This window comes from Sphingoaurantiacus capsulatus, assembly GCF_042648405.1.
In the GTDB taxonomy this organism is placed as follows: domain Bacteria; phylum Pseudomonadota; class Alphaproteobacteria; order Sphingomonadales; family Sphingomonadaceae; genus Sphingoaurantiacus; species Sphingoaurantiacus capsulatus.
In genome coordinates this window covers 233797-258508 of the sequence record NZ_JBHRXV010000010.1, presented here as the reverse complement: position 1 = coordinate 258508, position 24712 = coordinate 233797, and the positions used below count along the sequence as shown (strand labels likewise).

Here is a 24712-nt window from a genome sequence, read left to right as displayed (position 1 = left end):
ATTCAGTGCGCGCGCGCCACGCCTGTGCATTAATCAGCCATTCAGGGGGCGGTTCTTCTTGCCGGGGGCATGAGGCGCGCGCATTCTGAGCCTGATGGGGGGCTCAATGCAGATCATCAACGGCCGGGCGTCGCTCGAGGAAGCATCGCTGCTGATCGCCGCGTTCGGCGAGGACGCGGTTGTGGAGGCGGCGACGCGCGCCGATCGCTTCCGCGATGCGGGCGATATCGATCTCTTCTGCCGATGGCGCCAGATCGAGCGCGCGGTCGAGTTGCTGCAACTGCAGGACGTGGTCGGCGAACTGCACTAAACGTCAGCTCGTTCCGGACGCGGCACTTTGCGGAACCACCGGCGTTCCGCTAGAGCGTGGGCATGAATTCTCCTCCGGTTCGTAGGTTCGCGGCGCTGCTGTTGTGCGCTGTCGCGTTCGAACCGCTGCGCGCGCAGACGCCGCCTCCCGCGCCGCCGGTCGCCGAAACGCTCCCCGACGTTCCCGAGATCGATCCCGACCAGCCGCTGGCGCCGCTGCCCGAGCTGGAGGTCGAGTTTCCCAACGCCGGCCAGCGCCCCGACGGCGCCCGCCCGCCGCGCCGCGACGACAGCGACCGCGTGGCACTGCGCTACACCGTCGAGGTCAAGGGCCTGTCCGAGGTCGGCCTGGGAGGTCGCTTCCGCGAGCTGTCGGCGCTCGAGACCGGCGACTCGCTCGACAATCTCGCGCAGCTCGATCGCCGCGCCCGCGAGGACAGCGCGCTGATCGACAAGCTGCTGCGCGCCGAGGGCTATTATGGCGGTGTCGTCGACATCGACATCACCCCGGCGGAAGCCGAAGGCGGCGCCGCCAAGGTCGCGATCAGCGTCGCCCCGGGCAACCGCTACACGTTCGACCGTATCGAAGTGGCGACCCCGCCGAGCGCCCCGCGCGAGCTGATCCTCGATACGCTCGGCCTGAAGGTCGGCGATCCGGTCGAGGCGCAAGCGGTGCAGGACGCCGAGGACCGGGTCCGAGTGAAGCTGCCCGAAATGGGCTACCCCTTCGCCTCGGTCGGCGACCGCGAGATCGGCATCGATCACGAGACGCAGAAGGCGAGCTACCGCGTGCCGATCGTCACCGGCCAGGCGGCGGTGATCGGCGATATCCGCGTCGAGGGCGACCAGCTCGTCAGCTCTCGGCATATCGAGCGGCTGACCCGTTTCCGCCGCGGAGAGACGTTCAATTCCGCCGAGCTTGAGGATCTGCGCCGCGCGCTGGTCGCCACCGGCCTGTTCGGCAGCGTCGGCGTCCGCGCGTCGGAAGCCAACGAACCGGGCGTCGTCGACATCATCGTCGCGCTGCAGGCCGCGCCGCTGCGCACGCTCGCCGGCCAGGCCGGCTATTCGACCGGCGAGGGCTTCCGCGTCGAGGCGAGCTGGCAGCACCGCAATATGTTCCCGCCCGAAGGCGCGCTGACCGCCCGCGGGGTGCTCGGCACCGAGGAACAGCGCCTTGCCGGCGAGATCCGTTTCAACAATTTCCGCCAGCGCGACAACATCCTGCTGCTCAGGTCCGAAATCAGCAACGAGGACCGCGACGCCTATCAGGCGCGCACCTTCACGCTCGGCGCCAGCCTTGCGCGTGAGACCAACTTCATCTGGCAGAAGAAATGGTATTATTCGCTGGGCGCCGAACTGGTGGCGACCGACGAGCGCGACACCAATCTCGATACCGGCATGAGCCGCCGCCGCACCTTCTTCATCGGCGCCCTGCCCGGCTCGCTCAGCTATGACGGCACCGACGATCTGCTCGACCCGACCGGGGGCTTCCGCCTGTCGGCGCGCGTCAGCCCAGAAGCCTCGTTCCAGGGCAGCGCCTTCGGCTATCTGAAGGGGCAGATCGACGCGAGCGCCTACCAGCCCTTCGGCGACCGCGTGGTGCTGGCCGGCCGCGTGCGGGCGGGCTCGATCTTCGGCGCCGACCGCGACCGCATCGCGCCGTCGCGCCGCTTCTATTCGGGCGGCGGCGGCTCGGTTCGCGGCTTCGGCTTCCAGGAAATCGGCCCGCGCGATCCGTTCGACGACCCGATCGGCGGCCGCTCGCTCGCCGAAGCGTCGATCGAGGCCCGCATCCGCTTCGGCGATTTCGGCGTGGTGCCGTTCATCGATGCCGGCCAGATCTACACCTCGACCCTGCCGCGCTTCGACACTTTCCGCTTCGGCGCCGGCATCGGCGCCCGTTACTACACGACCTTCGGCCCGATCCGCTTCGACGTGGCAACACCGCTCGATCCGCGCAGCGGCGACCCCAAGGTCGGTGTCTATGTGTCGATCGGTCAGGCCTTCTGATGGCTGAAGAGCCCACCTCGGTCTCGGAAACCCCCGGCGGCGGCGCACCGCTGCGGCGCATCCTCGCGATTCTCGGTATCGGACTGTTTGGACTCGTCGCGCTGGCGCTGATCGGGCTGCAGGTCCTCAACACCGCGCCCGGCCAGCGCTTCCTCGCCGCGCAGCTTGACCGTATCGCGCCGAAATCGGGCCTCACCATCTCGGTCGGTCGGCTGGAGGGCTCGATCTACGGGCGGCTGATCATTCACGATCTGCGCGTCGGCGACCCGAAAGGAACCTTCGTCACCGCGCCGCGCGTCGAGCTCGACTGGCGACCGGCGCTGCTCGTGCAGCGGCGCGTACAGATCAACTCGCTGACCGCCGACACGGTGCGCTGGCTGCGCATGCCGCAGCTCAACAAGACCGACCCCACCGGGCCGATCCTGCCCGACATCGATATCTACATCGGCAAGCTGCTGTTCGAGCGGGTGATTATCGAGGCGCCGGTCACTGGCCGCCGCCAACTCGCGCGGCTGGAGGGCAAGATCGATATCCATGACCAGCGCGCGCTGGTCGACGCCAACGCCACCTCGACCGGTGGCGACCGCGTCATCCTGAAGCTCGACGCCGCGCCCGACCGCGACCAGTTCGACATCGCCGCCAACGTGCAGTCGCCCGCAACCGGCGTCGTCACCGCGATGCTCGGCCTCAAGCAGCCGCTGGCGCTGCGCGTCGTCGGCGACGGCAACTGGACGCGTTGGCAGGGTAATGTCGACGGCACCCTCGGCGGGGCCAGCCTCGCCGATCTCGACCTCGCGGTGCGCGACGGCCGCTTCACGCTCGCCGGCACCGCCGCCCCGGGTCTGGTCGTCGGCGGCGTAGTGCGCACGCTGGCCGAGCCGCAACTGCGCCTGACCATCGACGGCGCCTTCACCGAGCGTCGCTTCGACGGCACGATCAGTGCCAACAGCCGCGCGCTGGCGCTGGGCGCCACCGGCGTCATCGACCTCGGCGCCGGCGAGTTTGGTGGTGTGTCGGTCAGCGCGCGCCTGCTGCGCCCGGAAGCGCTGATGGCGCGGCTCACCAGCCGCGACCTCGCGCTGACCGCCCGCCTCGAAGGCGCGTTCGCGCAGCCGACGGTCGATTATCTGCTGACGTCGAAGCAGGCGGCGCTCGCCGCCACCGTGTTCGACGACCTGCGCGCCAGCGGGCGCATCGAGGTCGGCGAGGGACCGCTGACCATTCCGCTGACCCTGACCGCGCGGCGGATCACCGGCGTCGGCGGTTTCCTGACGCCGCTGCTCACCAACGTGCGTGTCGAAGGCCCGTTGTTCGTGGACGGGCTCAACATCACGTCGAACGCGCTGCTATTGCGCTCCGATAGGGTCAACGCGCGTGCCATCGCCGCGCTCGACCTCGCCACCGGCCGCTACAATGTCGCGCTGGCGGGGAAGCTGCCGCGCTATGAGGTGCCCGGCCTCGGCCTCGTCGATGTCGATGCCGACCTGCGCGTGCTGCCGTCCGCCGACGGCCGCAATCCGCAGGTTGCGGGCAAGGCAACGGCGCGCGTCACCCGGCTCGACAATAGCTTCTTCGCCTGGCTGCTTGAGGGCCGACCGACGATCACCGCCGACATCGCGGTGGCGCCGAACGGCGACACCAGCTTCCGCAACGCGCGCCTCACCTCGCCGGCGGTAACGATGACCGGCAGCGGCTCGCGTCGCGTCGACGGCCTGTTCCGGATGCAGGGGCGCGGGCGATCGGTGCCCTACGGTCCTTTCGAAGTCAGCCTCGAAGGGCCGATCGACAAGCCAAATGTCGATGTGCGGCTCCTGTCGCCGGGCTTCGGCGTCGGCCTTGCCGATGTCCGCGCCCGCGTGACCCCGCTGCCTGAAGGCTGGGCCGTCGTCGCCAACGGGCAGACGACCTATGGCCCGACGACGATGCGCGCCCGCTTGATCACCCGCCCCGGCCAACCTCTGGTCGTCGACGTGACCGAGCTGAACGCGGTCGGGCTGACGGCCGACGGGCCGCTGACCCAGACCGGCCCGGCCTTCACCGGCATCCTCTCGGTGGCCGGCCCCGGCGTCACCGGCGCCATCCGCCTGTCGCCGTTCGAGAATGTGCAGCGGATGGAGGCGAAGCTTACCGCGCGCAACGGCCGACTGCAGATCATGGGCGAGCCGACCAGCATCGCGCGCGGCAATCTCGATGCGACGCTGGTCCTTTATGAAGCGGCGCCGGCGATCACCGCGAAGACGACGATGCGCGGCGTGCAGCGCGCGCGGCTCGAAATCGAGACCGCCACTGCCGATGTCGAATATCGTGCCGGCCGCGGCAGCGCCACGATCAAGGCGCGCGGCCAGCAGGGCGCGCCCTTCACCTTCGACGGCCGCGTCGGCTTCGAGCCCGAGCGGATCACCGTCACCGGCAACGGCTCGGTCGACCGCGAGGCGGTGAAACTGGCGGCGCCGGCGATCCTCGAACCCGTGACCGGCGGCTGGCGCCTGCTGCCCACGACGTTGCAGCTGGCACAGGGCTCGGCCGAGCTGTCGGGCACCTTCGGCGCCGACACCGCAATCAATGCGCGGCTGGACGGGCTCAGCCTCCAGCTCATCAACATCATCTCGCCGCTGGAGATCGACGGCCGCGCCACCGGCACCGTCAACCTCGTCATCCCGGCCAGCGGCGCACTGCCCCGCGGCCGCGCGCGCCTCCAGATCGCGCGGCTGACGCGTAGCGGCCTCGCCACCGTGTCGCTGCCGGTCAATGTCGGGCTGTCCGCCGCGATCGAGGGCAATTCGGCGGCGATGGTGGCGGTGTTCCAGCGCCGCGACCGTGTGCTCGGCCGCATGCAGGCGCAGCTCCGCCCGATTCCCGGCGAGGCGTCGGACCCCTGGGTTGACCGACTGCTCGCCGCGCCGCTCACCGCGCAGCTCCGCTTCAACGGCCCTGCCGGCGCCCTATGGCCGCTGACCGGCATCGAGGCGTTCGACGTGCGCGGGCCGATCGCCATTTCCGCCGACCTCGGCGGCAAGCTCGGCGAGCCGACGGTGCGCGGCGTGATGCGCAGCGAGGATCTGCGCTTCGAGAGCACGCTGCTCGGCACCGTCGTCGAAAACATCAAACTCGACAGCCGCTTCTCCGGCTCCCGGCTGGAGTTCACCAACTTCACCGGCCAGGCGGGCAATGGCGGCACCGTCACCGGCAACGGCTATATCGACCTGTCGATCGTCCGCGGCTTCCCGATGGACATCCGGTTGCAGGCGCAGAATGCGCAACTGCTGCGCCGCGACGACCTGTCGGCGACCGGCACCGGCCCGATCCGCATCAGCAGCGGCGAGGACGGCGGCCTCATTTCCGGCAACCTGAAGATCGACCGCGCCCGCTTCCGCATCGGCCGCACAGCGGTGGAGGAAGTGCCCGAGCTGATCGTGACCGAGCGCAACGCCGCGCTGGTTCGCCGTGCCAGCACCGCCGCGGTCAAACCGACCGTCTGGCGGCTCGACATGGGCATCGACGCCGACAACAAGATCGACGTCGACGGCATGGGGCTCGAGTCCGAATGGCAGGCCGATCTGAAGTTGACCGGCCGGGCCGATGCCTTCAACATCGCCGGCCGCGCCGAGCTGATCCGCGGCTCCTATGAGTTCGCCGGCCGCCGCTTCGAACTGACGCGCGGCCTGCTCCGCTTCACCGGCGGCGGCGCCTATCCGCCCGACCCGATCGTCGATATCGCCGCCGAGGCGCGCGTCGAGGGGCTGACCGCGACCTTGCGCATCACCGGCACCGCGCAGCAGCCGGAGATCGCCTTCAGCTCGATCCCGGCGCTGCCCGAGGACGAGGTGCTGTCGCGCGTGCTGTTCGGCGCCTCGATCACCGACCTGTCGGCGCCGGAGGCGCTGCAGCTCGCCGGCGCCGTCGCGAGCCTGCGCGGCGGCAGCGGCGCCAGCCTCGATGTGTTCAACGTGCTCAGGAAAGGCATCGGCGTTGACCGGCTGCGTATCCTGCCCGGCAACACCACGACGGGCCGCGGCGCCTCGGTGGCGGCGGGCGAGTATCTGGGCGACCGCGTCTATGTCGAGGTCGCCACAGATGCGCAGGGCTATACCGCGACGCAGATCGAGGTCGAGCTGACGCGCAGCCTGTCGATCCTGAGCCAGGTGGCAACGCAGGGCGGCACCAGCGTCAACCTGCGCTGGTCAAAGGATTATTAGAAGCCCGCCGCAGACCATCCTCCAACCTCGTCATCCCCGCGCAGGCGGGGATCCATACTCCGAAGCGTCGGCGTTAATGGACCCCCGCCTGCGCGGGGGTGACGATGTAGATGGAATAGCAGGCGACGGTTCGGACGACTTCGGCGCTGGCGCGAAGCCGGCCGCGCTTAGCGGCCGATCAGCTTCTGCGCCATGCGGTCGGCGACGACGTCGGTCGGCGTGCCGGTGCGGTCGCTCTCGACGAAGATGTCGGCGAGGCGACCTTCGATCTTGGCGATCAGCTTGGTCACCGCCTCGGCATCGCCGCTGCCGAGATATTCGGTCGCGACGTTGATGATGCCGCCGGCGTTGATGACATAGTCGGGCGCGTAGAGAATGCCGCGCGCATGGACGCGCGCGCCATCGGCCGGGGTCGCAAGCTGGTTGTTTGCCGCGCCCGCGACGATCGCGACGTTCAGCGCCTCGATCGAGGTGGCGTTGAGCGTGGCGCCCAATGCGCAGGGCGACAGCACGTCAGCCTCGACCGCCATGATCTCGTCGACCGGCACATGGCGACCGGCGAATTCGGCGGCGGCCTTGGCCGCCCGTGCCTCGTCGATGTCGGCGACGGTCAGCTTCGCACCCGCAGCCGCCAGCTTGCCGGCCAGCGCATAGCCGACCGAGCCGAGGCCCTGGATGGCGACATGGACACCCGCAAAGCCGTCACGGCCGAGCTTGTGCTTCACCGCCGCGCGCATGCCGCGGAATACGCCCTCGGCGGTCGACGGCCCCGGGTTGCCGCCCGCGGCGCCGCCGGCGACCGGCAGGCCCGAGACGTGCCGGGTCTGGCGTGACACAACGACCATGTCGGCGTCGGAGATACCGACGTCCTCGGCGGTGACGTAGCGGCCGCCGAGCGAGTCGACGGCGCGGCCGAAGGTTTCGAGATAGGCGTCGTTCTTCGGCGCCGCGGTCTTCAGGATCACCGCCTTGCCGCCGCCCATCGGCAGCTCGGCCATGGCGTTCTTGTAGCTCATGCCGCGCGACAGGCGCAGCGCGTCGGTCACCGCGGCATCGTCGCTGGCATAGGTCCAGTAGCGGCTGCCGCCGGCGGCCGGCCCGAGATGCGTCGAGTGAATGGCGATGATGGCGCGAAGCCCCGTCTTCGGATCATCGAAGAAATGAACGCCTTCGTGCGCGTCGAAATCGACCGCGTCGAACACCGCCATGCCGAGACTCCTCGCGTAATAATGTTGCCGGGTCGCGCAATAAACGAAATGCGCCGATTTGCAACCGCCGGGTACTGTACCGAGGTGAACGCCCCTCGCTTGAGCCGGCTCCACGCGTCATCACACGCACTGGATGGGCGCCGCCGCGCAAACACGTCTATCAAGGGGGGAAGTGGGGCGACCTACGGGGATTGAACCCGCAACCTCCGGTACCACAAACCGGCGCTCTAACCAATTGAGCTAAGGTCGCCACAACGAGGGGGCGGACATACGTGCAGGGGCGTTGAGCGTCAAGGAGGTGCAAAGATGAACGATACCATCCGCCGTTTCGGCCATCCCGACACGCTGATTGCCGACTATCGGCACTGGGTCGTGCTGCTCCGCCCCGAGCAGCCGACGCTCGGCAGCCTCGTGCTCGCGGCGAAGTCGGACGCCACCGCCTTCTCCGCGCTGGAGCCCGCCGCCTTCGCCGAGCTGGCGACCGTCACCTGGCATATCGAATCGGCGCTGGAGCGAGCGGTCGGCTATGCGCGCATCAACTATCTGATGCTGATGATGGTCGACCCGAACGTCCATTTCCATGTGCTGCCGCGCTATGAAGGCGGCCGCAGCGAGGTGGGCATCGAGGTGCCCGACAAGGGTTGGCCGAAGGCGCCGGCGCTCGGCGAGGCCGTCGCGTTGACGCCCGCGCAGATCAGCGATCTGGCGATCTGGCTGAAGAGATTCTGGCCGGACCCGACCGCGACCCGCTAGGCGGTGCGGCGGGTTTCCGTTTCGGCGTCCGGGTTCGCCCAGCCGGCGGTCAGCGCGCGAGCGCTCACCACGTCGGCGGGGAAGTCGACCTCGCCCCACTCGTGGCCCTTGATCGACACGGTGCCAACGTAGCTTTCCTGGGCGATGCGGTTGATCACCTTCAGATACCAGCTCTTGGTGCCCTCGGCGGTGTGCATCACCGCGTCGACCGTGCTTGAGAAGATCCCGGCGCCTTCGCCGCGGAACACCAGCATGCCGATCGATTCAGCGTTCACCTCGTCGAGCGGCAGGGTCTTGCCGATGGCGACGAGGCGCGGGCCTTCGCGGCGCACCTTCATGTCGTCGCTATCATAGCCGGCCTTCTGGTCGACGGTGACGGTGATCGGCGCACGCGCGTCGCGCAGCACCTTCTCGACGAGCGCCGGCGAGACGAGCGTGTCGCCGTTGAGGATGAGGAAGTCGCCGTCCATCTCCGGACGTGCCAGCCACACCGAGCCGAGATTGTCGGCGACCTGGAAGAAGGGATTGAACAGCGTGCGGATCATCGCGCGGCGCTCATCGCGCGCGGCGAGATGCGCCTCGACCGCATCCGACTTGAAGCCGACGACCACAAGGATATCGGTAAGGCCATTGGCGATCAGCGCGTCGAGCTGCCAGTCGAGCAGGGTCTTGCCGTTGAAGTCGATGAGGCACTTCGGGCGGTCGGCCGTCAACGGCAGCAGCCGCGAGCCCTGACCTGCACTCAGAATGATCGCCTTCATCATACTCTCCGAATTCACAACCGGCACGAACGCCGAGAGTGCGATGTCGGGTCCGTTTGTGGCGGATAAAGGGCAATCCCGTGACATCATACCCATGTATGATGCCCAAAATTTGGGCATGCGTGCTGTCGGCTTGGGCATCCAGCCTGCCGCGAAGCCCCTCGCCCCTGACGCGAGCTTCTGGCACGGCTCATGCAGAACGCGCGCTTAGGACATCACGGGGGTTCACGTGAAAAAGATCGAAGCGATCATCAAGCCGTTCAAGCTCGATGAAGTGAAAGAAGCGCTGCACGAGATCGGTGTGTCGGGCATCACCGTCGTCGAGGCCAAGGGCTTCGGGCGGCAGAAGGGCCATACCGAACTCTACCGCGGCGCCGAATATGTCGTCGACTTCCTGCCGAAGGTGAAGCTCGAGGTGGTCGTCGAGGACAATCTCGTCGAGCGCACCGTCGAGGCGATCGCCGGCGCCGCTCGCACGGGCCGCATCGGCGACGGCAAGATCTTCGTCACGCCCGTCGAGATGGCGGTGCGCATCCGCACCGGCGAGCGCGACAGCGACGCGATCTAACCACCTACCAACTTCTGCAAATCAACTGAGCCAGGGGACAATTCATGGCGACCACTGCGAGCGATATCCTGAAGCAGATCAAGGAAAAGGAGATCGAATGGGTCGATCTTCGCTTCACCGATCCGAAGGGCAAGTGGCAGCATCTGACGATGGTCTCGAAGGTCATCGACGAGGATATGCTCGATGACGGCTTCATGTTCGACGGCTCGTCGATCGAAGGCTGGAAGGCGATCAACGAGTCGGACATGATCCTGAAGCCGGATCTGGACGCGACCTACATCGATCCCTTCTCGGCGACGCCGATGATGATCCTCGTCTGCGACGTCGTCGAGCCGTCGACCGGCGAACTCTACGGCCGCGACCCCCGCTCGACCGCGAAGCGTGCCGAGGCCTATCTGCAGAACACCGGCATCGGCGACACCGCCTATATCGGGCCGGAAGCCGAGTTCTTCGTGTTCGACGACGCGCGCTTCGGCCTCGAGTATGGCGCCGGCTATTATCACCTCGACGACATCGAGCTGCCGGGCAACTCGGGCCGCCGCTACGACGAAGGCAACATGGGCCACCGCCCGCGCGCCAAGGGCGGCTATTTCCCCGTCGCCCCGGTCGACTCGGCAGTAGATCTGCGCGGCGAGATGGTCGCGACGATGCTCGAAATGGGCCTGCCCTGCGACAAGCATCACCATGAGGTCGCCGCCGCCCAGCACGAGCTGGGCCTGACCTTCGGTACGCTCGTCGAGACCGCCGACCGCATGCAGGTCTACAAATATGTCGTGCACCAGGTGGCGCACGCCTACGGTAAGACCGCGACCTTCATGCCGAAGCCGATCAAGGACGACAATGGCTCGGGCATGCACACCCATTTGTCGATCTGGAACAAGGGCAAGCCGCTGTTCGCCGGCAACGGCTATGCCGGCCTGTCGGAGATGGCGCTGTTCTTCATCGGCGGCATCATCAAGCACGCCAAGGCCTGCAACGCCTTCACCAACCCGAGCACCAACAGCTACAAGCGGCTGGTGCCGGGCTTCGAGGCGCCGGTGCTGCTGGCTTACTCGAGCCGCAACCGCTCGGCCTCGTGCCGCATCCCCTACGGCGGCTCGCCCAAGGCGAAGCGCGTCGAGGTCCGCTTCCCCGATGCGACCGCGAACCCGTACCTTGCCTACTCGGCGCTGCTGATGGCCGGCCTCGACGGGATCGAGAACCGCATCCATCCGGGCCAGGCCATGGACAAGAACCTTTATGACCTGCCGCCGAAGGAGCTGAAGAAGGTCCCGACCGTTTGCGCCAGCCTTCGCGAAGCGCTGACCAGCCTCGACAAGTCGCGCGCGGTCTTCACCAAGGGCGGCGTGTTCACCGATGACCAGATCACCTCCTACATCGAGCTGAAGATGCAGGAAGTGCTGCGCTGGGAAATGACCCCGGCGCCGGTCGAATTCGACATGTATTATTCGGCCTGAGGCCAGCTCGGCCGGCGCTTGCAAAAGCGTCGGCCGGTCGGTTCGAGAACAAGCTCCTGCCGTTCGCGGCGGGGGCTTTTTCTTTAGGCGCGCACGCCGATCAGCACGCCCTTCTGGGTGACGGCATCCTCGAAGGCGATCTCGGGATGCTCGGCGCGCCAGCGCTGCGCGACGCGCTGCTCGCCGGGGCGGGCCGCGTCGTCGAGCAGGACGATGCCGCCCGGCGCCAGCTTGCCGAACGCCGCAGGCGCCGCGCTGCCGCGCGATTCCGCCTGCTCCTCGCGCCACGCCGGCGGGCCGTCGATGACGAGGAGGTCGATGCCATCGGGCAGCTCGCCATGGCCGTACCAGCTGCCGCCATAGCCATCGACGCCGGGCTTCAGCGGCGCGGCATGCACCTCGCCCGGCACGCCGGCGCGCGCGAGGCGGCGGCGGGTCAGCTCGGCAAAGCCCGCGTCGTGGTCGAAGCTCACAAGGCGGCCGTGGCCGTTCAGTTGAAGACAGCGGCCGATGACGACGCTCGACACGCCCGAGCCGAACTCGACGACGAGGCCGGGCTTCTGCGCCAGCACCTGGCGAGCGAGCAGCAGCAGGAAATCGGCACCGGCGACCCAGCCGCCGTCTGGCGGCACCTGCGCGTCCGAAAGCCGGATCAGCGACAGCAGCTCACGGCGCGCGCTGGCGCGGGCGACCTGACCTTCGCGATGGGCGCGGAACGTCGTGGCACCGCCCGCTGCGGCGGAGAGCCAGCGCCCCCAGACCTGGAAGCGGTGGCCGACGCTGCCGACGATGTCGAGCGTGCGCGCGAGGGGATAGGTGCCGATCACCGGCTGGCCGATAGGCGAGCCGCCGACCAACGGCAAGCGGCGTTACACGGGCGGATCGGTGAATTCGGCGCAACGCTGCGACGCACAATAGGACGCAAGCGCGCGGACGAAAAAAGGGCCGCCCCGAAGAGCGGCCCTTAAAGTTTGAAATCCTTGGGGAGGATCGCCATAAATGGCAGAACCCTTATTGCACCGCAGCAAAGATGTTGCAATGCAAAAAATGATAGGTCCGGCGGCGAATTTACATCTTAACCGCTTCTTCACCCTCTTCCCCCTAGCCTTGCGGCGTGGACAGCAGTTTCAGCCAGACTTTCCTCGGCGAGGGGGCCAGCCTTTCGGGCACCTCCCAGAGCCGCCCGCGCCGCGCGCCGACACCGTCGCGTGTGGCCGAGATTGCCGCACAGGCGCGCATCGGCGTCGACTCGGTCACCGGCCTCGCCACCGATTTCCTCAATCAGTTCAACGAAGTGTCGATGCTGCTCGACATGATCGCCAGCGATGCATCGCTGCTCGATGATCTCGAGGCGTGGCGGTCACGCGATTATATCGCCCATTTCGCGGCCAGCGGCTTTGCCGACCGACACCTCGTGCTCGAAGCCTATCAGCTGTCGCCGCCGCTGACCCGCCGCCGCTTCGATGCGCTGTGCGGCGAGTTGGCCGACATTCTAGCACAGGGTCTCGCCTTTCTGTCGAACTGCCGCACCGCCGGCGCCGAGGCCGCCGTCGCCCCCGCCGCCGAGGCGCTGAGCCAGGAATTGCGGTCGCATCTCGATCGGCTCGACGCGCTGATCCACGCCGGTCGCCGCCGCCCGAGCCAGGGCTTCGTCGACTCGATGTTCCTCCGCTAGGATTTTTCCACTCCCGACGGACGCTTCCGCGCTATACGTTCGCTATTCGTTCTCTATTCGAGTAGCCGATGCAGCCCTATAAGAAGCGCATGATCGATCTGTTCGCCGCGAACGCGACGCCTGAAGACTATAACGCCCAGCATATCGAGGTCCTCGAAGGGCTGGAGCCGGTACGCCGTCGCCCGGGTATGTATATCGGCGGCACCGACGAGCGCGCGCTGCACCATCTCGCCGCCGAAGTGCTCGATAACGCGATGGACGAAGCGGTCGCCGGCCACGCGACGCGCATCGAGATCGGCCTCGCCGCCGACAACATGCTGATCATCTCGGACAACGGCCGCGGCATCCCGGTCGACCCGCATCCGAAATTCCCCAACCAGTCGGCGCTAGAGGTCATCCTCACCACCTTGCACTCGGGCGGCAAATTCTCCGGCAAGGCCTATGCGACCTCGGGCGGCCTGCACGGCGTCGGCGTCTCGGTGGTCAACGCCCTTTCCTCACAGCTCGTCGTCGAGGTGGCGCGCAACAAGGAATTGTACCGCCAGACCTTCTCGCGCGGCATCACCACTTCGTCGCTCGAAAAGCTCGGCGCGGCGCCGAACCGGCGCGGCACTACCGTCGGCTTCGTTCCCGACACCGAGATTTTCGGCGAAACCGCGAAGTTCAAGCCGGCGCGGCTGTACAAGCTCGCGCGCTCGAAGGCCTATCTGTTCCGCGGCGTCGAGATCCGCTGGAAATGCGCGCCGGAGCTGATCACCGACGACACGCCGGCGACCGCCACCTTCCAGTTCCCCGGCGGTCTTGCCGACCATCTGCGCGAGCAGATCGGCGACCGCGAATGCGCGACCACCGACTTCTTTGCCGGCCGCGCCGAGTTCCCCGACAGCCAGGGTTCCGTCGAATGGGCGGTCGCCTGGCCGCTCTATGGCGAGGGCGCCTACAGCTATTATTGCAACACCATCCCGACGCCCGACGGTGGCACCCACGAAAGCGGCCTGCGCGCTGCCTTGTCGAAGGGCATCAAGAGCTTCGCCGGCCTCGTTGGGCAGGCCAAGAAGGCGACCGAGATCGCCGCCGACGACGTGTTCAACGGCGCCGAGGTGATGCTGTCGGTGTTCATCCGCGAGCCGCAGTTCCAGTCGCAGACCAAGGACCGGCTGACCTCGCCCGAGGCCGCGCGCCTCGTCGAGGCGGCGGTGCGCGACCATTTCGACCATTTCCTCGCCGACGACCAGCAGCGCGGCAAGGCGCTGCTCGGCTTCGTGCTGGAGCGGATGGACGAGCGCCTGCGCCGCCGCGCTGAAAAGGAGGTGAAGCGCAAGACCGCCACCTCCAAGCGCAATTTGCGCCTGCCCGGCAAGCTCACCGACTGCGCCTCGGACGATGCCGACGGCACCGAACTGTTCATCGTCGAGGGTGACTCGGCCGGCGGCTCAGCGAAGCAGGCGCGCGAGCGCAAGACGCAGGCGATCCTGCCGATCCGCGGCAAGATCCTCAACGTCGCCTCCGCGAACACAGCGAAGGTGCTGGCGAACCAGGAAATCACCGACCTGATCCAGGCACTCGGCTCGGGCACCCGCGACCGCTACGACCCGAAGGCGCTGCGCTATGAGCGGGTCATCATCATGACCGACGCCGACGTCGACGGCGCGCATATCGCCACGCTGCTGATGACCTTCTTCTTCCAGGAGATGCCCGGCCTCGTGAAGGACGGGCGCCTCTATGTCGCGCAGCCGCCGCTCTACCGGCTGGCAAGCGGCGGCACCGTCGCCTACGCCCGCGACGACGCGCACAAGGCGGAGCTGGAACGCACAATCTTCAAGGGCAAGAACAAGCTGGAGATCGGGCGCTTCAAGGGCCTCGGCGAGATGAACCCGGGCCAGTTGAAGGAAACCACCATGGACCCGGCGCGGCGCACCTTGATCCGCGTGACGCTGCCGTCGGAATATGAGGAACGGGCCGAGGTGAAGGACCTCGTCGAGCGGCTGATGGGCCGCAACCCGGAGCACCGCTTCACCTTCATCCAGGCCAATGCCAAGAAGGTCGAGGCCGAGGCGATCGACGCCTAGGTATCCACGGCCTCAATTACACCCAGCGCGAGCAGCGCCGGAACCGCGGCAACGAAATCGCCGACGCTCCGCAGGCAATCGCGCACCACGGGGCCGACCGGTTCTCCGAAGCCGACGCGATGCGCCACCATCTCGGGCGTCAGCCGCACCCGGCGCGTGCAGTAAAAGCTCCAGCCTTGCCCGCGTCGTCGCGCGGCGTAGGCGACGGTGCGACCGTCGGCGATCACCAGATAGGCAGCCGCGACCGGCCCCTCCAGTGCGGCGACGGTCAGCGCGATCGGCCGCAGTTCGATCGACGGCCGCCGGGGACGCAGTTTGAGCGCCTGCCACCAGCCGGTCATCCACCGCATCGATCGAAAGCTCCGTGAGGATTGGGGACGGAGGCCGCCGCCGGGGTCTGATGTTTGTCGCGGCAGCAGGACCCGGCGGCGGCCCCGACCGGGCGTGGGCGCCCGGCCGGAAGCTGAGGGACGACCCGCTGCGGGAGCGTTGGGCCGATGGCTTCCGTCACCTCCTTTTAGGTCGCGCCGACCCTTACTAAAGCGACGCGCGACGGACGCGTCCGGCGGTCTGTTCAGCGGGCGCCGGTTGCGACAAACGGGCGGTATCCGCCGATGAAAGGTCGTCCGAAACGTCTGTCCGTTCGTCGACCGATTGGCCGCTTCGTCGAGCAGCGCTCGCCTGCCCCTCGGCGCTCATGCTTCTGCGGGTCCAGTAGTTACTGCCCCCAGAGGTGTCCCATGTTGTTTGCGCTTTCCCCCCTCGCCCGCGCCACCCCTCTCGCGCTCGCGCTGCTGCTCGCGGCCTGCGGCGGCGAGGACGGTGGCTCGACGCCGACCGGGGCTGGCGGCGGCCCGGTCGTCGATCCGCTGCCGGTGCAGATCAGCATCGCGCCGACCGAGGTATCGCTGGCCACAGGGGAAAGCCGGACCTTCGCCTGCACCGTCACCAACAGCCCGCAGACCGGCTGCCTGTGGTCGGTCGACAGCGGCGGCGGCTCGATCACCGATGGCGGCGTCTACACCGCGCCCGCCACCGCCGGCACCTATCGTGTCACCGTGCGCGCCGTCGCCAACCAGAGCGCGACGGCCAGCGCGGTGGTGCGCGTCGCCGGCGGCACCGTCCCACCGCCCGCGCCGGGCGGCAGCACGCCGTGGGTCACCGGCTATTACGCCGGCTGGTTCTGGGACCAGATGTACCCGCCGCAGGAAGTCGACATGAGCGCGATGACTCATTTCGTGTTCGGCCGCGTTGCGCCGGGCGGCGGCTCGCTGCAGGGCCGCCCCGGCCAGGTCGTCGAGGGCGCCGGCACCGCGCACCAGTCCGGGCTGTCGCCAGACGGGTCGCGCAGCGTCGAGGATTATCTGGTGAAGCGCGCGCATGACGCCGGCATCAAGGCGCTGCTGATGCTCGGCGGTGACGGCGCCGACGGCGACGGCTTCCTGCGCTCGACCGCCGACGACGTGCGCCCCGGCTTCGTCCGCGCCATCGTCGATTACCTCGTGCTGCACAATTACGACGGCGTCGACATCGACTGGGAGAACCGGCTGGAAGGCTGGCCCGAGCAGAATATCAGCGCCGCCGAGGCGCGGCGCCGCCTGAAGGCGCTGATCACCGAGGTGCGCGCCGAGGCCAATGCCCGCCCGCGCTATCGCGGCAGCAACGCGCCGGTGCTCGTCACCTTCCCCGGCTATGCGGTCAGCATCAATTTCCTCGAGCCCGGCGGCAAGGTCGAGGCATGGCAGGCCGAGGTCGCCAACATGGTCGACCAGTATAACCTCATGTCCTACGGCATCGGCACCGCCTTCAACGGCGCCGGCTGGTCGAGCTGGTTTACCGGGCCGATCTTCGGCGCCACCGGCGCGACGCCGATCGACCTCGACAGCAGCATCAAGGCCTATGTCGCGACCGGCGTGCCGCGTTCGAAGATCGGCATCGGCATCGGCTTCTACGGCATCTATTATGGCCCCTCGATCACCGGCCCGCGCCAGTCGACCGAGCGCAACAATATCTTCGAGGTGGACGACGTGGCCCTTCGCTACGCCGAGCTGGACCGGATGGGCTATCTGTCGAACGGCACCTATCGCTTCGACGATACGGCGAAGTCGTCGTACCGAGTCTATGGCGCGGGCGGCTACATCCCCACAGCTGATCCGCGCCGCAACCCGGCGGGCTTCCTGTCCTACGAGGACGACGCCTCGATCGCGGCAAAGGGCGAATGGGTGCGCAGCACCGGCGTCGGCGGCACCATATTGTGGACGGTCAATTACGGCTATCTGCCGGCGTCGAAGACCAACCCGCTGCTCGCCAGCGTCAAGCGTCACTTCCTCGCGCGATGAGGCCGCTCCGGGTCATGGCGGTGGATGACGAGGCGCTGGCGCTCCGCCGTGTCGAGCTCATGCTGCGCCATGTCCCGGGCGCCGAACTGGTCGGCACCGCGCGCAGCGGTGAGGAGGCGATCGGCGTCGTCGCCAAGCTGAAGCCCGATCTGCTGCTGCTCGACATCCGCATGGGCGGCATCGACGGGTTCGAGCTGGTCGAGGCGCTGATCGGCCCTGACATGCCGCGCGTGGTGTTCGTCACCGCCTACGACCATTTCGCCACCCGCGCCTTCGAGGTGGCGGCAATCGACTATCTGGTGAAGCCGGTCGAGCTCGATCGCCTGTCGCGCGCGCTCGACCGCGCCCGCGCCTCGATCGTCGCCGAGGATGCCGACACGCGCATTGCCGAGCTTCGCCAGGTCGTGGCTGCGCTGCGCGAGCAGGCGCCCGAGAACGCCGGCAAACGCTATGAGCGCGACATCTGGGCGGAGCGTTACGGCGACTTCGTGCCGGTGCGTGTCGAGGACATCTATTGGGTGGAGGCGGAGCGCGACTATGTGCGGCTGCACACTGCCGAGGCTTCCTACCTGCTGCGCGAGACCATCTCCAACATGGAGGCGCGGCTCGACCCCGAAATCTTCATCCGCATCCGCCGCTCGGCGCTGGTGCGCCGCGACCGCATCGCCGCGATCCGCCGCCCCGGCTACCGCGACTTCCGCGTGCAGCTGACGAACGCCGCCGAGCTGCGCGCCGGGCGGACCTACATTCGCCAGCTACGCGCGCTGATCGCGATGCGGTGATGGGCCGTTCGTCGCTCAGTGATTGACTCGATGGCGTCTTCGCGATCCGCTGGCGAAATGATCCGCCACGCCCTCGCCGCCGCCCTGGCCCTCGGTGCTGCATCGCCGGCCATCGCCCAGACCAAGCCGCCCTCGCCATCGGGCATCGACGACAATCGGCTCATCTGCCGGAAGATCGACGAGACCGGGTCGCTGGTGCGCAAGCAGAAGCACTGCTTCACCAAGGCCGAATGGGACCGCATCGCGGAATCCCAGCGCCGCGGCACCGTGCGGATGATCGACGAGCTGACGAGCAAGCAAGGCGGCTGAGCGGCTGCGACAACGCGCGCTGTGGAATCGCGGGCGTAATGACCTACATGCCACGCGTCTGCCGCCGAAAGGACAGCCGCTGTGGATCACCCCACCGTCAACGTCCGTGAGCTCGAAGGCAACGACCGGCTGCGCTGGATCGCCGCCACCGGCCTGAAGGGCCGCTGCCCGCGCTGCGGCAAGGGCCATATGTTCAGCGGTTTCCTGTCCATCGCCAAGACCTGCGACGCCTGCGGGCTCGACTTCGGCTACGCGACGCCCGACGACGGCCCCGCCTTCTTCGCGCTCTGCTTCATCACCTTTCCGCTGATCTTCTTCACCATGTGGGTCGAGCTGGCGTTCGAGCCGCCCTTCTGGGTGCATATCGCCACCTCCGGCCCGCTGATGATCGGCGCCTGCGTGCTGGGCTTGCGACCGCTGAAGGGCTGGCTGGTCGCCTCGCAATACGTCAACAAGGCGCAGGAAGCGGGCACCGAGGAGCTGTTCGACGAGCTCGACCGGGTGCGCAGCGAGCGCGACGACGGAGCCAAATAGCCGGCTCGCTCATTTTCACCCGCAGTCACGATGCACGGGTGATGCGATGGCGAAATTCAACGAGGAATGGACGGTGGGGCCGCACGGCCCGCTGGAGGCGATCGACGATGGGCTGCTGACCGTTGAGGGGGAGATCGTGATGCCGCTGGGGCGCTTTCCGCGCCGCATGACGGTGGCGCGGCTGGCCGGCGGCGGCACCGCGATCTGGAGCGGCATCCCGCTGCGCGAGCCCGAGATGCGGCAGATCGAGGCGCTGGGCGACCCCAAATTCCTGATCGTCCCCGGCGTCGGGCACCGGCTCGACCTGAAGCCGTGGAAGCAGCGTTACCCGTCGGCAAAGATCGTTTGCGCGCCAGGTGCACGCGAAGCGGTCGAGGAAGTGCTGCCCGCCGACGGCCTCGACAGTTTCGACGATGCGGAAGTGCGGCTGGAAATAGTGCCGGGCGTCGGCGAACGCGAGCTGGCGATGCATGTCCGCCGCGGCGGCAAGCTCAGCCTGCTGCTCAACGATATCCTCGCCAACGTCCAGCACCCGCACGGCCTCGGCGCGCATGTCCTGGCGCGGCTGATGGGGTTTGGCGTGTCGCGCCCGAAGATGCCGTGGGTCGGCAAGCGCATGTTCGTCGAGGACGAAAAGGCGCTGGCGGCGGCGTTCAGGGCGTGGGCGGCGGAGCCGGACCTGACGCGCATCATCGTCAGCCACGGCGACCCGATCACGCGCGATGTGCAGGCTGTGCTCGAAGGGATCGCCGCCGAGCTGGAGGGCTGACGCCTCCAACCCGCCCCATCGCTGAGCGCCACCACCCCCACCATCGTCACCCCCGCGCAGGCGGGGGTCCATACTCCGAAGCGTCGGCCGTAATGGATCCCCGCCTTCGCGGGGATGACGATAAAAGAAGGAGAACGGGCGCCGGTCCCTACCGGTCCTTCAGGTAGTAGCGATCCGTCGCGTTCAGCTCGGCATCGAGCTCATAGACCAGCGGCTGGCCGGTCGGGATTTCGAGCGTGGGGATTTCCTCGTCGGAGATGCCCGACAGATGTTTCACCAGCGCGCGCAGCGAATTGCCGTGCGCCGAGATCACCACGCGCTTGCCCACCTTCAGTTCGGGGACGATGGCGCTGTTCCAATAGGGCAGCACACGCGCGATGGTGTCCTTCAGGCTCTCGGTGCCCGGAATCGCGATACCGGCGTAGCGGCGATCCTTCGACAGGTCGAAGGCGGTGCCCGCCTCGATCGGCGGCGGCGGGATGTCGAAGGAGCGGCGCCAGATCTTCACCTGCTCCTCGCCGACCTTCGCCACCGTCTCGGCCTTGTTGAGGCCGGTGAGCCCGCCATAGTGGCGCTCGTTCAGCCGCCAGTCCTTGGTGACCGGGATCCACAGCGAATCCATCGCCTCCAGCACCAGGTTGAGCGTCTTGATCGCCCGCGTCTGGAAGCTGGTGAAGCCGAGGTCGAAGTCGAACCCCTTCGCCTTCAGCAGCTCGCCCGCCGCGCGCGCCTCGGCGACGCCCTGCTCGGTGACGTCGACGTCCCACCAGCCGGTGAAGCGGTTCTCGAGGTTCCAGGCGCTCTGGCCGTGGCGGATGAGGACGAGCTGCGGCAACATCTTGCTCCTGTAGTTGTCATACCGGCGAAAGCCGGTATCCAGTCCAACGGCCGGTCTGGATACCGGCTTTCGCCGGTATGACGGATTGGAAGATCGCAGGCGGGCTTAGCGAAGCTCGTCCATCACCTCAAGCAGCGCGGCGAGGCAGTCGCGGCCCAGCGCCTTGGCGCGTTCGGGCGACCAGCCCTGCAGCTCGTCGGGATGATTGTCCTCGTCCTTGAACGGCATCTCGAGCGTCATCGCGAGGCAACCGAAGCGTTCGGCCACCGCGTTGGTGCTCATGGTGAGGTTGGCGGTGCCGGCCGACGCCACCTCATAGCCCTTCTCGGTCTGGAAGTCGGGGGTGATCCGCTCGAGCACCTGCTTGTAGCGGTGGAGCAGGCCGAGCTGCTTGTCGGTGATCGACGGGATGCCCTCGAAGCCGGCGATGAAATTGTGCGGGATCGCCTCGTCGCCATGCACGTCGAGCGCGAAGTCGACGCCGGTCGCCTTCATCTTTTCGAGCACATGGAGGACTTCCGGGCTGCGCTCCGGCGTCGGCTCATGCCATTCGCGGTTGAGGTTCACGCCGGCGGCGTTGGTGCGCAGATGGCCGCGGCGCGAGCCGTCGGGGTTCATGTTGGGCACGATGTAGAAACGCGCCTTCTGGCGCAGCCGCCGCGCCACCGGGTCCGACGGGTCGCAGAGCCGCTCCAGCGCACCCTCCATCCACCATTCGGCCATCGATTCACCGGGGTGCTGGCGGGCATAGAGCCACACATTGCGCTCGCCCTCGCCCAAGGTGACCAGATCGAGGTCCTGGCCGTCGAGCGTCTGCCCCAGCACCTCGACATCGACGCCCGGCTCCTGTGCGACCTCGGCGATGAGGTCGTGGTGCCGCTCCATGCTGTAGGGCGCGAAATAGGCGAACCACACGCCGTTCGAATGCGGGCGGTGGCGGATGGTGAGCGTGCCGTTGGCATAGCTCGTCTCGGTGCGCGTCCACAGGATACGGTCTTCCGACACGCAGGCGCGATAGTTCGGCCAGCCGAGCGGATAGGCGCTGGCATCGAGGCCGACGATGCGGATCGTCACGTCCTGATCGGCGGCGCCGGTCAGCCGGAAGTGGAACCACTGGAAGAAATCGGACTGGTGATCCTTGCGGATCGAAAGTTCGATGTCCTGCGGGCCGTCGACGCGGTGGACGACGATGTTGCCGCTGTCGAAGGCGGCGGAGACGGCGATGGTCATTGGCGGGCCTCGCTTCGGGCCGCTTGGGAACGGCCGCTTATAGTTTGACGCGAACGGTCTGGCCCGACGGGCCAGGGAAGTCGCGCAATAGCGCGTCGGTGAGCGCCGGCACAACCGTTCCGAGCGAGGCATTGGCGCTGCCGCCGCGCGCCTCGGTCATGGCGCGGCCTTCCCAGATGACGCTGTTGTCCGACCGCCGCTTCAACTGAAGCTCGATCAGGCTGACCACGACTTCGTTGGGCTTGCGCTCGCCGACCGGGATGTTGACGCTGCCGCCCAGGCCGACGTTGCGGCCGAAGGTGCCGGCGCCGATACCGACCGACAGCCCGCTGCCGCCGCCCGACAGCGCCTCGCGCGTCGTCTGCGTCGCGCCGAACACCGCGACGATCTCCGCCTCGCCGAGGACGGCGGCCGGGGTGAAGCCGGTGCGGCCCAGCGCCGAGGTCACGGTGCCGGCATAGGTGCGGAATTCGAGGCTGCTTGCGTCCGCCGCGTTCACCGGCGTCACGAACACCGTCGAGCGGGCGACCGGCTGGCCGAGGTGGAAGCGGGTGACGTCGGCGCGGTTGCTGCCGCCGGTGGTCGAACAGGCGGCGAGCAGCGCGGTGGCGGCGAGCGCGGCGGTGCGGAGGGCGGTGGTCTTCATGGCGCGCATCTTCCTCGATCTTGGTATTTCTTTCCATGGAAACGCGCGACGCTACATTTGTTCTTCACGCGCGTCAGGGATAATGGAGCCGGCGCGTGGGGGAGAAGACGATGGCCGATCAGCTACCGGTACTGGTCACGGGCGGCGCCGGCTATATCGGCAGCCACGCGGTGCTGGCGCTGCGCGACGCGGGCTTTCCCGTCACGGTCATCGACAATCTGGTCACCGGCTTTCGCTGGGCGATCCCCGACGAGGTGCCTTTCTATGAAGGCGACATCGCCGACGGCGCGCTGCTCGACCGCATCGTCGCCGAGCAGGGCATCGCCGCGATCATGCACTTCGCCGGATCGGTGGTGGTGCCGGAGTCGGTCGAGAACCCGCTCAAATATTACGACAACAATACCGTGAAGAGCCGGTCGCTGATCGAATCGGCGGTGCGCAACGGCGTCCGCCACTTCATCTTCTCCTCGACCGCCGCGATCTACGGAATCCCGGAGACGGTGACCGTCGACGAGGACGTGCCGCCCGCGCCGATCAACCCCTATGGCAATTCCAAGCTGATGACCGAGATGATGCTGCGCGACGTCGCGGCGGCGCATCCGATCAACTATGGCTGCCTGCGCTATTTCAACGTCGCGGGCGCCGATCCGCAGGGCCGCGTCGGCCAATCGACGGCGGGCGCCACCCACCTGATCAAGGTGGCGGTGCAGACCGCGCTCGGCCAGCGTGACAGCATCGCGGTGTTCGGCACTGATTTCCCGACGCCCGACGGCACCGGCGTGCGCGACTATATCCACGTCGCCGACCTCGCCGAGGCGCATGTCATCGCGCTGCGCCACCTGATCGAGGCGCCCGAGACCTCGCTGACCCTCAACTGCGGCTACAACCGCGGCTTCTCGGTGCTGGAAGTGCTCGACGCCGTCGAGCGGGCGGCGGGCGCGACGGTCAAGCGGGTAATGGCCGACCGCCGCGCCGGCGACCCGCCCGCGCTGGTGGCGGACAACCGCCGCATCGTCGAAACCTTCGGCTGGCAACCGCGCTACGGCAACCTCGACACCATCGTCAGCCATGCACTGGCGTGGGAGAAGAAGCTGGCGACGAAGGGCTGAGCCTTCGCCCACCCCTTATTCGTCATCCCGGCGCAGGCCGGGATCCACGCAGCGGTTCGAATGGATCCCGGCCTTCGCCGGGATGACGGAACTGTGGGATCAGTCATCCGTCGCCATGTAGCGCCGCGTGTCGCCTTCCAGCACCAGCGCGGTCAGCCGGCCGGTGGCATAGGCGCCGGTGTCGATGCCGATGCGGTTGGGCCGCTCGGTCACGTCGCGGGTGATGCTGTGGCCGTGGACGACGATGCAGCCATGATCGTCCTTGCAGTCGAGGAACTCGCCGCGAATCCACATCAGGTCGCGGTCCTCCTGCTGCTCCATCGGCACGCCGGGGCGGATGCCCGCGTGGACGAACAGATAGTCGCCGATGCGGCGGCTGAGCGGCATCGCGCGCATCAGCGCGAGGTGCGCCGCCGGCACGCGGGCGTGCATCTCCGCGACGATCGGCGCGCGGTCGTTGCCGAGCGCCACACGCGCCGAAACGCCGTAGCTGCGCAGCGTCTCCCGTCCACCATATTCAAGCCACGCGTCGAGGCGGGGCTGGCCGCCGGTGCCGTCGATCGAATCGAGCATCGCCTGTTCGTGATTGCCGCGCAGCAGGGTCCAGGTGGCCCAGTCGGGCAGGCCGGCCGCCAGCCAGTCGAGCACGTCCGCCGAGCGCGGCCCGCGGTCGATATAGTCGCCGAGCAGCACCACCTCGACCGCGCCGCCGAACCCGGCCCGATCCGCCTCGATTCGCTTCACCAGCGCCGACAGCAGGTCGAGCCGGCCGTGGATGTCGCCAACGGCGTAGATTCGCGTGCCGCCGGGCACCGATCGGGCGCTCGCCGGGGCGCGACCGAGGAGTTTCTGCAACGTTCGGGCGATCATGGGCGCCGCCAGCTTGGCGAAGCGGCGGCGAAAAGGCAAAAAGCCCGGCGAAACACCCGAGATTCCCGCCCGCGCGCCTTGACTTCCCCCCGGCCCGACCGTAGGTAGCCGCGCTTTCCGGAATAACCGCTTACCGATCAGGACGGACCATGAAGATCCGCAATTCACTGAAGTCGCTCAAGGGCCGTCACCGCGATTGCCGCGTGATCCGCCGTCGCGGGCGCACCTACGTCATCAACAAGACGAACCGCCGCTTCAAGGCCCGCCAGGGCTAAAG

Annotated in this window: 23 protein-coding genes and 1 tRNA gene; 15 read left to right on the top strand and 9 right to left on the bottom strand. The window is 67.9% G+C overall.

The window, feature by feature from the left end:
* Window positions 1-106 precede the first annotated feature (106 nt).
* The 3 genes from ACFOMD_RS11915 to ACFOMD_RS11905 all read left to right on the top strand — a co-directional run bounded on the left by ACFOMD_RS11915 (window position 107) and on the right by ACFOMD_RS11905 (window position 6518).
* Entirely contained in the window at window positions 107-310 is a 204-nt protein-coding gene (locus ACFOMD_RS11915) for a hypothetical protein (protein WP_380861615.1), read from the top strand.
* 62 nt (window positions 311-372) lie between these two features.
* Window positions 373-2322, top strand: a complete 1950-nt coding sequence (locus ACFOMD_RS11910) for an autotransporter assembly complex protein TamA (protein ID WP_380861613.1) — start codon at window positions 373-375, stop codon at window positions 2320-2322.
* Window positions 2322-6518 carry a translocation/assembly module TamB domain-containing protein gene (locus ACFOMD_RS11905; RefSeq protein ID WP_380861611.1) on the top strand — a complete coding sequence of 1399 codons (4197 nt, stop codon included), beginning with the start codon at window positions 2322-2324 and terminating at the stop codon, window positions 6516-6518. Before ACFOMD_RS11910 ends, ACFOMD_RS11905 begins: the two co-directional genes overlap by 1 nt.
* A gap of 167 nt (window positions 6519-6685) precedes the next feature.
* Here the strand turns inward: ACFOMD_RS11905 and ACFOMD_RS11900 are convergent, their stop codons facing one another.
* Together ACFOMD_RS11900 and ACFOMD_RS11895 are read right to left on the bottom strand one after the other, a co-directional pair.
* Window positions 6686-7726, bottom strand: a complete 1041-nt coding sequence (locus tag ACFOMD_RS11900) for a Leu/Phe/Val dehydrogenase (RefSeq protein WP_380861609.1) — start codon at window positions 7724-7726, stop codon at window positions 6686-6688.
* Between the two features lie 173 nt (window positions 7727-7899).
* A tRNA-His gene (locus ACFOMD_RS11895) sits at window positions 7900-7976 on the bottom strand.
* 56 nt (window positions 7977-8032) lie between these two features.
* On the opposite strand from ACFOMD_RS11895, the gene ACFOMD_RS11890 reads away from it, so the two are divergent.
* Window positions 8033-8479: an HIT family protein gene (locus tag ACFOMD_RS11890; protein WP_380861607.1), complete on the top strand. Its 447-nt coding sequence runs from the start codon at window positions 8033-8035 to the stop codon at window positions 8477-8479.
* On the opposite strand, the gene ACFOMD_RS11885 is transcribed toward ACFOMD_RS11890, so the two are convergent.
* Complete coding sequence (locus ACFOMD_RS11885) at window positions 8476-9243, bottom strand: phosphocholine cytidylyltransferase family protein (protein WP_380861605.1); 768 nt, start codon at window positions 9241-9243, stop codon at window positions 8476-8478. The two genes, ACFOMD_RS11890 and ACFOMD_RS11885, sit on opposite strands and share 4 nt — an antisense overlap.
* A 226-nt stretch (window positions 9244-9469) precedes the next feature.
* Here ACFOMD_RS11885 and ACFOMD_RS11880 point away from each other — a divergent pair, with 226 nt between their 5' ends.
* Both ACFOMD_RS11880 and glnA read left to right on the top strand, forming a co-directional pair.
* Window positions 9470-9808, top strand: coding sequence for a P-II family nitrogen regulator (locus tag ACFOMD_RS11880; protein WP_380861603.1), 339 nt, complete (start codon window positions 9470-9472; stop codon window positions 9806-9808).
* A gap of 44 nt (window positions 9809-9852) precedes the next feature.
* A complete protein-coding gene (gene glnA, locus ACFOMD_RS11875) occupies window positions 9853-11265 on the top strand; it encodes a type I glutamate--ammonia ligase (RefSeq protein WP_380861601.1) in 1413 nt (470 codons plus the stop codon).
* Between the two features lie 83 nt (window positions 11266-11348).
* Here the strand turns inward: glnA and ACFOMD_RS11870 are convergent, their stop codons facing one another.
* Window positions 11349-12092, bottom strand: coding sequence for a class I SAM-dependent methyltransferase (locus ACFOMD_RS11870; RefSeq protein ID WP_380861599.1), 744 nt, complete (start codon window positions 12090-12092; stop codon window positions 11349-11351).
* A 287-nt stretch (window positions 12093-12379) separates the two neighbouring features.
* On the opposite strand from ACFOMD_RS11870, the gene ACFOMD_RS11865 reads away from it, so the two are divergent.
* Window positions 12380-12940, top strand: coding sequence for a hypothetical protein (locus ACFOMD_RS11865; protein WP_380861597.1), 561 nt, complete (start codon window positions 12380-12382; stop codon window positions 12938-12940).
* Window positions 12941-13008: 68 nt separating this feature from the next.
* Window positions 13009-15009 carry a DNA topoisomerase IV subunit B gene (parE, locus tag ACFOMD_RS11860; protein ID WP_380861595.1) on the top strand — a complete coding sequence of 667 codons (2001 nt, stop codon included), beginning with the start codon at window positions 13009-13011 and terminating at the stop codon, window positions 15007-15009.
* Here the strand turns inward: parE and ACFOMD_RS11855 are convergent.
* Window positions 15006-15359, bottom strand: coding sequence for a hypothetical protein (locus ACFOMD_RS11855; protein WP_380861593.1), 354 nt, complete (start codon window positions 15357-15359; stop codon window positions 15006-15008). The genes parE and ACFOMD_RS11855 overlap by 4 nt on opposite strands.
* Window positions 15360-15749: 390 nt before the next feature.
* Here ACFOMD_RS11855 and ACFOMD_RS11850 point away from each other — a divergent pair, with 390 nt between their 5' ends.
* From ACFOMD_RS11850 to ACFOMD_RS11830, 5 genes are all read left to right on the top strand, one after another.
* On the top strand, window positions 15750-17348 hold the full coding sequence (locus ACFOMD_RS11850) for a glycosyl hydrolase family 18 protein (protein WP_380861591.1): 1599 nt from the start codon (window positions 15750-15752) through the stop codon (window positions 17346-17348).
* Window positions 17345-18130 carry a LytR/AlgR family response regulator transcription factor gene (locus tag ACFOMD_RS11845; RefSeq protein ID WP_380861589.1) on the top strand — a complete coding sequence of 262 codons (786 nt, stop codon included), beginning with the start codon at window positions 17345-17347 and terminating at the stop codon, window positions 18128-18130. Before ACFOMD_RS11850 ends, ACFOMD_RS11845 begins: the two co-directional genes overlap by 4 nt.
* Before the next feature lie 57 nt (window positions 18131-18187).
* Window positions 18188-18439 (top strand): hypothetical protein, encoded by a 252-nt coding sequence (locus ACFOMD_RS11840; RefSeq protein WP_380861587.1) that lies wholly within the window; start codon window positions 18188-18190, stop codon window positions 18437-18439.
* 81 nt (window positions 18440-18520) lie between these two features.
* Window positions 18521-18973, top strand: coding sequence for a DUF983 domain-containing protein (locus ACFOMD_RS11835; protein WP_380861585.1), 453 nt, complete (start codon window positions 18521-18523; stop codon window positions 18971-18973).
* Window positions 18974-19019: 46 nt separating this feature from the next.
* The gene (locus ACFOMD_RS11830; protein WP_380861583.1) at window positions 19020-19742 is read left to right on the top strand and encodes a hypothetical protein; all 723 of its coding nucleotides are present in this window, start codon (window positions 19020-19022) and stop codon (window positions 19740-19742) included.
* A gap of 148 nt (window positions 19743-19890) precedes the next feature.
* Here ACFOMD_RS11830 and gpmA read toward each other — a convergent pair whose 3' ends face one another.
* The 3 genes from gpmA to ACFOMD_RS11815 all read right to left on the bottom strand — a co-directional run bounded on the left by gpmA (window position 19891) and on the right by ACFOMD_RS11815 (window position 22456).
* Window positions 19891-20577, bottom strand: a complete 687-nt coding sequence (gpmA, locus tag ACFOMD_RS11825; protein WP_380861708.1) for a 2,3-diphosphoglycerate-dependent phosphoglycerate mutase — start codon at window positions 20575-20577, stop codon at window positions 19891-19893.
* Window positions 20578-20685: 108 nt separating this feature from the next.
* A complete protein-coding gene (locus ACFOMD_RS11820) occupies window positions 20686-21810 on the bottom strand; it encodes a M14 family metallopeptidase (protein WP_380861581.1) in 1125 nt (374 codons plus the stop codon).
* A gap of 37 nt (window positions 21811-21847) precedes the next feature.
* The gene (locus ACFOMD_RS11815; protein ID WP_380861579.1) at window positions 21848-22456 is read right to left on the bottom strand and encodes a DUF4136 domain-containing protein; all 609 of its coding nucleotides are present in this window, start codon (window positions 22454-22456) and stop codon (window positions 21848-21850) included.
* A gap of 110 nt (window positions 22457-22566) precedes the next feature.
* On the opposite strand from ACFOMD_RS11815, the gene galE reads away from it, so the two are divergent.
* Window positions 22567-23565, top strand: coding sequence for a UDP-glucose 4-epimerase GalE (galE, locus tag ACFOMD_RS11810; protein WP_380861577.1), 999 nt, complete (start codon window positions 22567-22569; stop codon window positions 23563-23565).
* Between the two features lie 99 nt (window positions 23566-23664).
* Here galE and ACFOMD_RS11805 read toward each other — a convergent pair whose 3' ends face one another.
* The gene (locus tag ACFOMD_RS11805) at window positions 23665-24435 is read right to left on the bottom strand and encodes a metallophosphoesterase family protein (protein ID WP_380861575.1); all 771 of its coding nucleotides are present in this window, start codon (window positions 24433-24435) and stop codon (window positions 23665-23667) included.
* A 149-nt stretch (window positions 24436-24584) separates the two neighbouring features.
* On the opposite strand from ACFOMD_RS11805, the gene ykgO reads away from it, so the two are divergent.
* Complete coding sequence (gene ykgO / locus ACFOMD_RS11800) at window positions 24585-24710, top strand: type B 50S ribosomal protein L36 (RefSeq protein ID WP_050599643.1); 126 nt, start codon at window positions 24585-24587, stop codon at window positions 24708-24710.
* Window positions 24711-24712 lie beyond the last annotated feature (2 nt).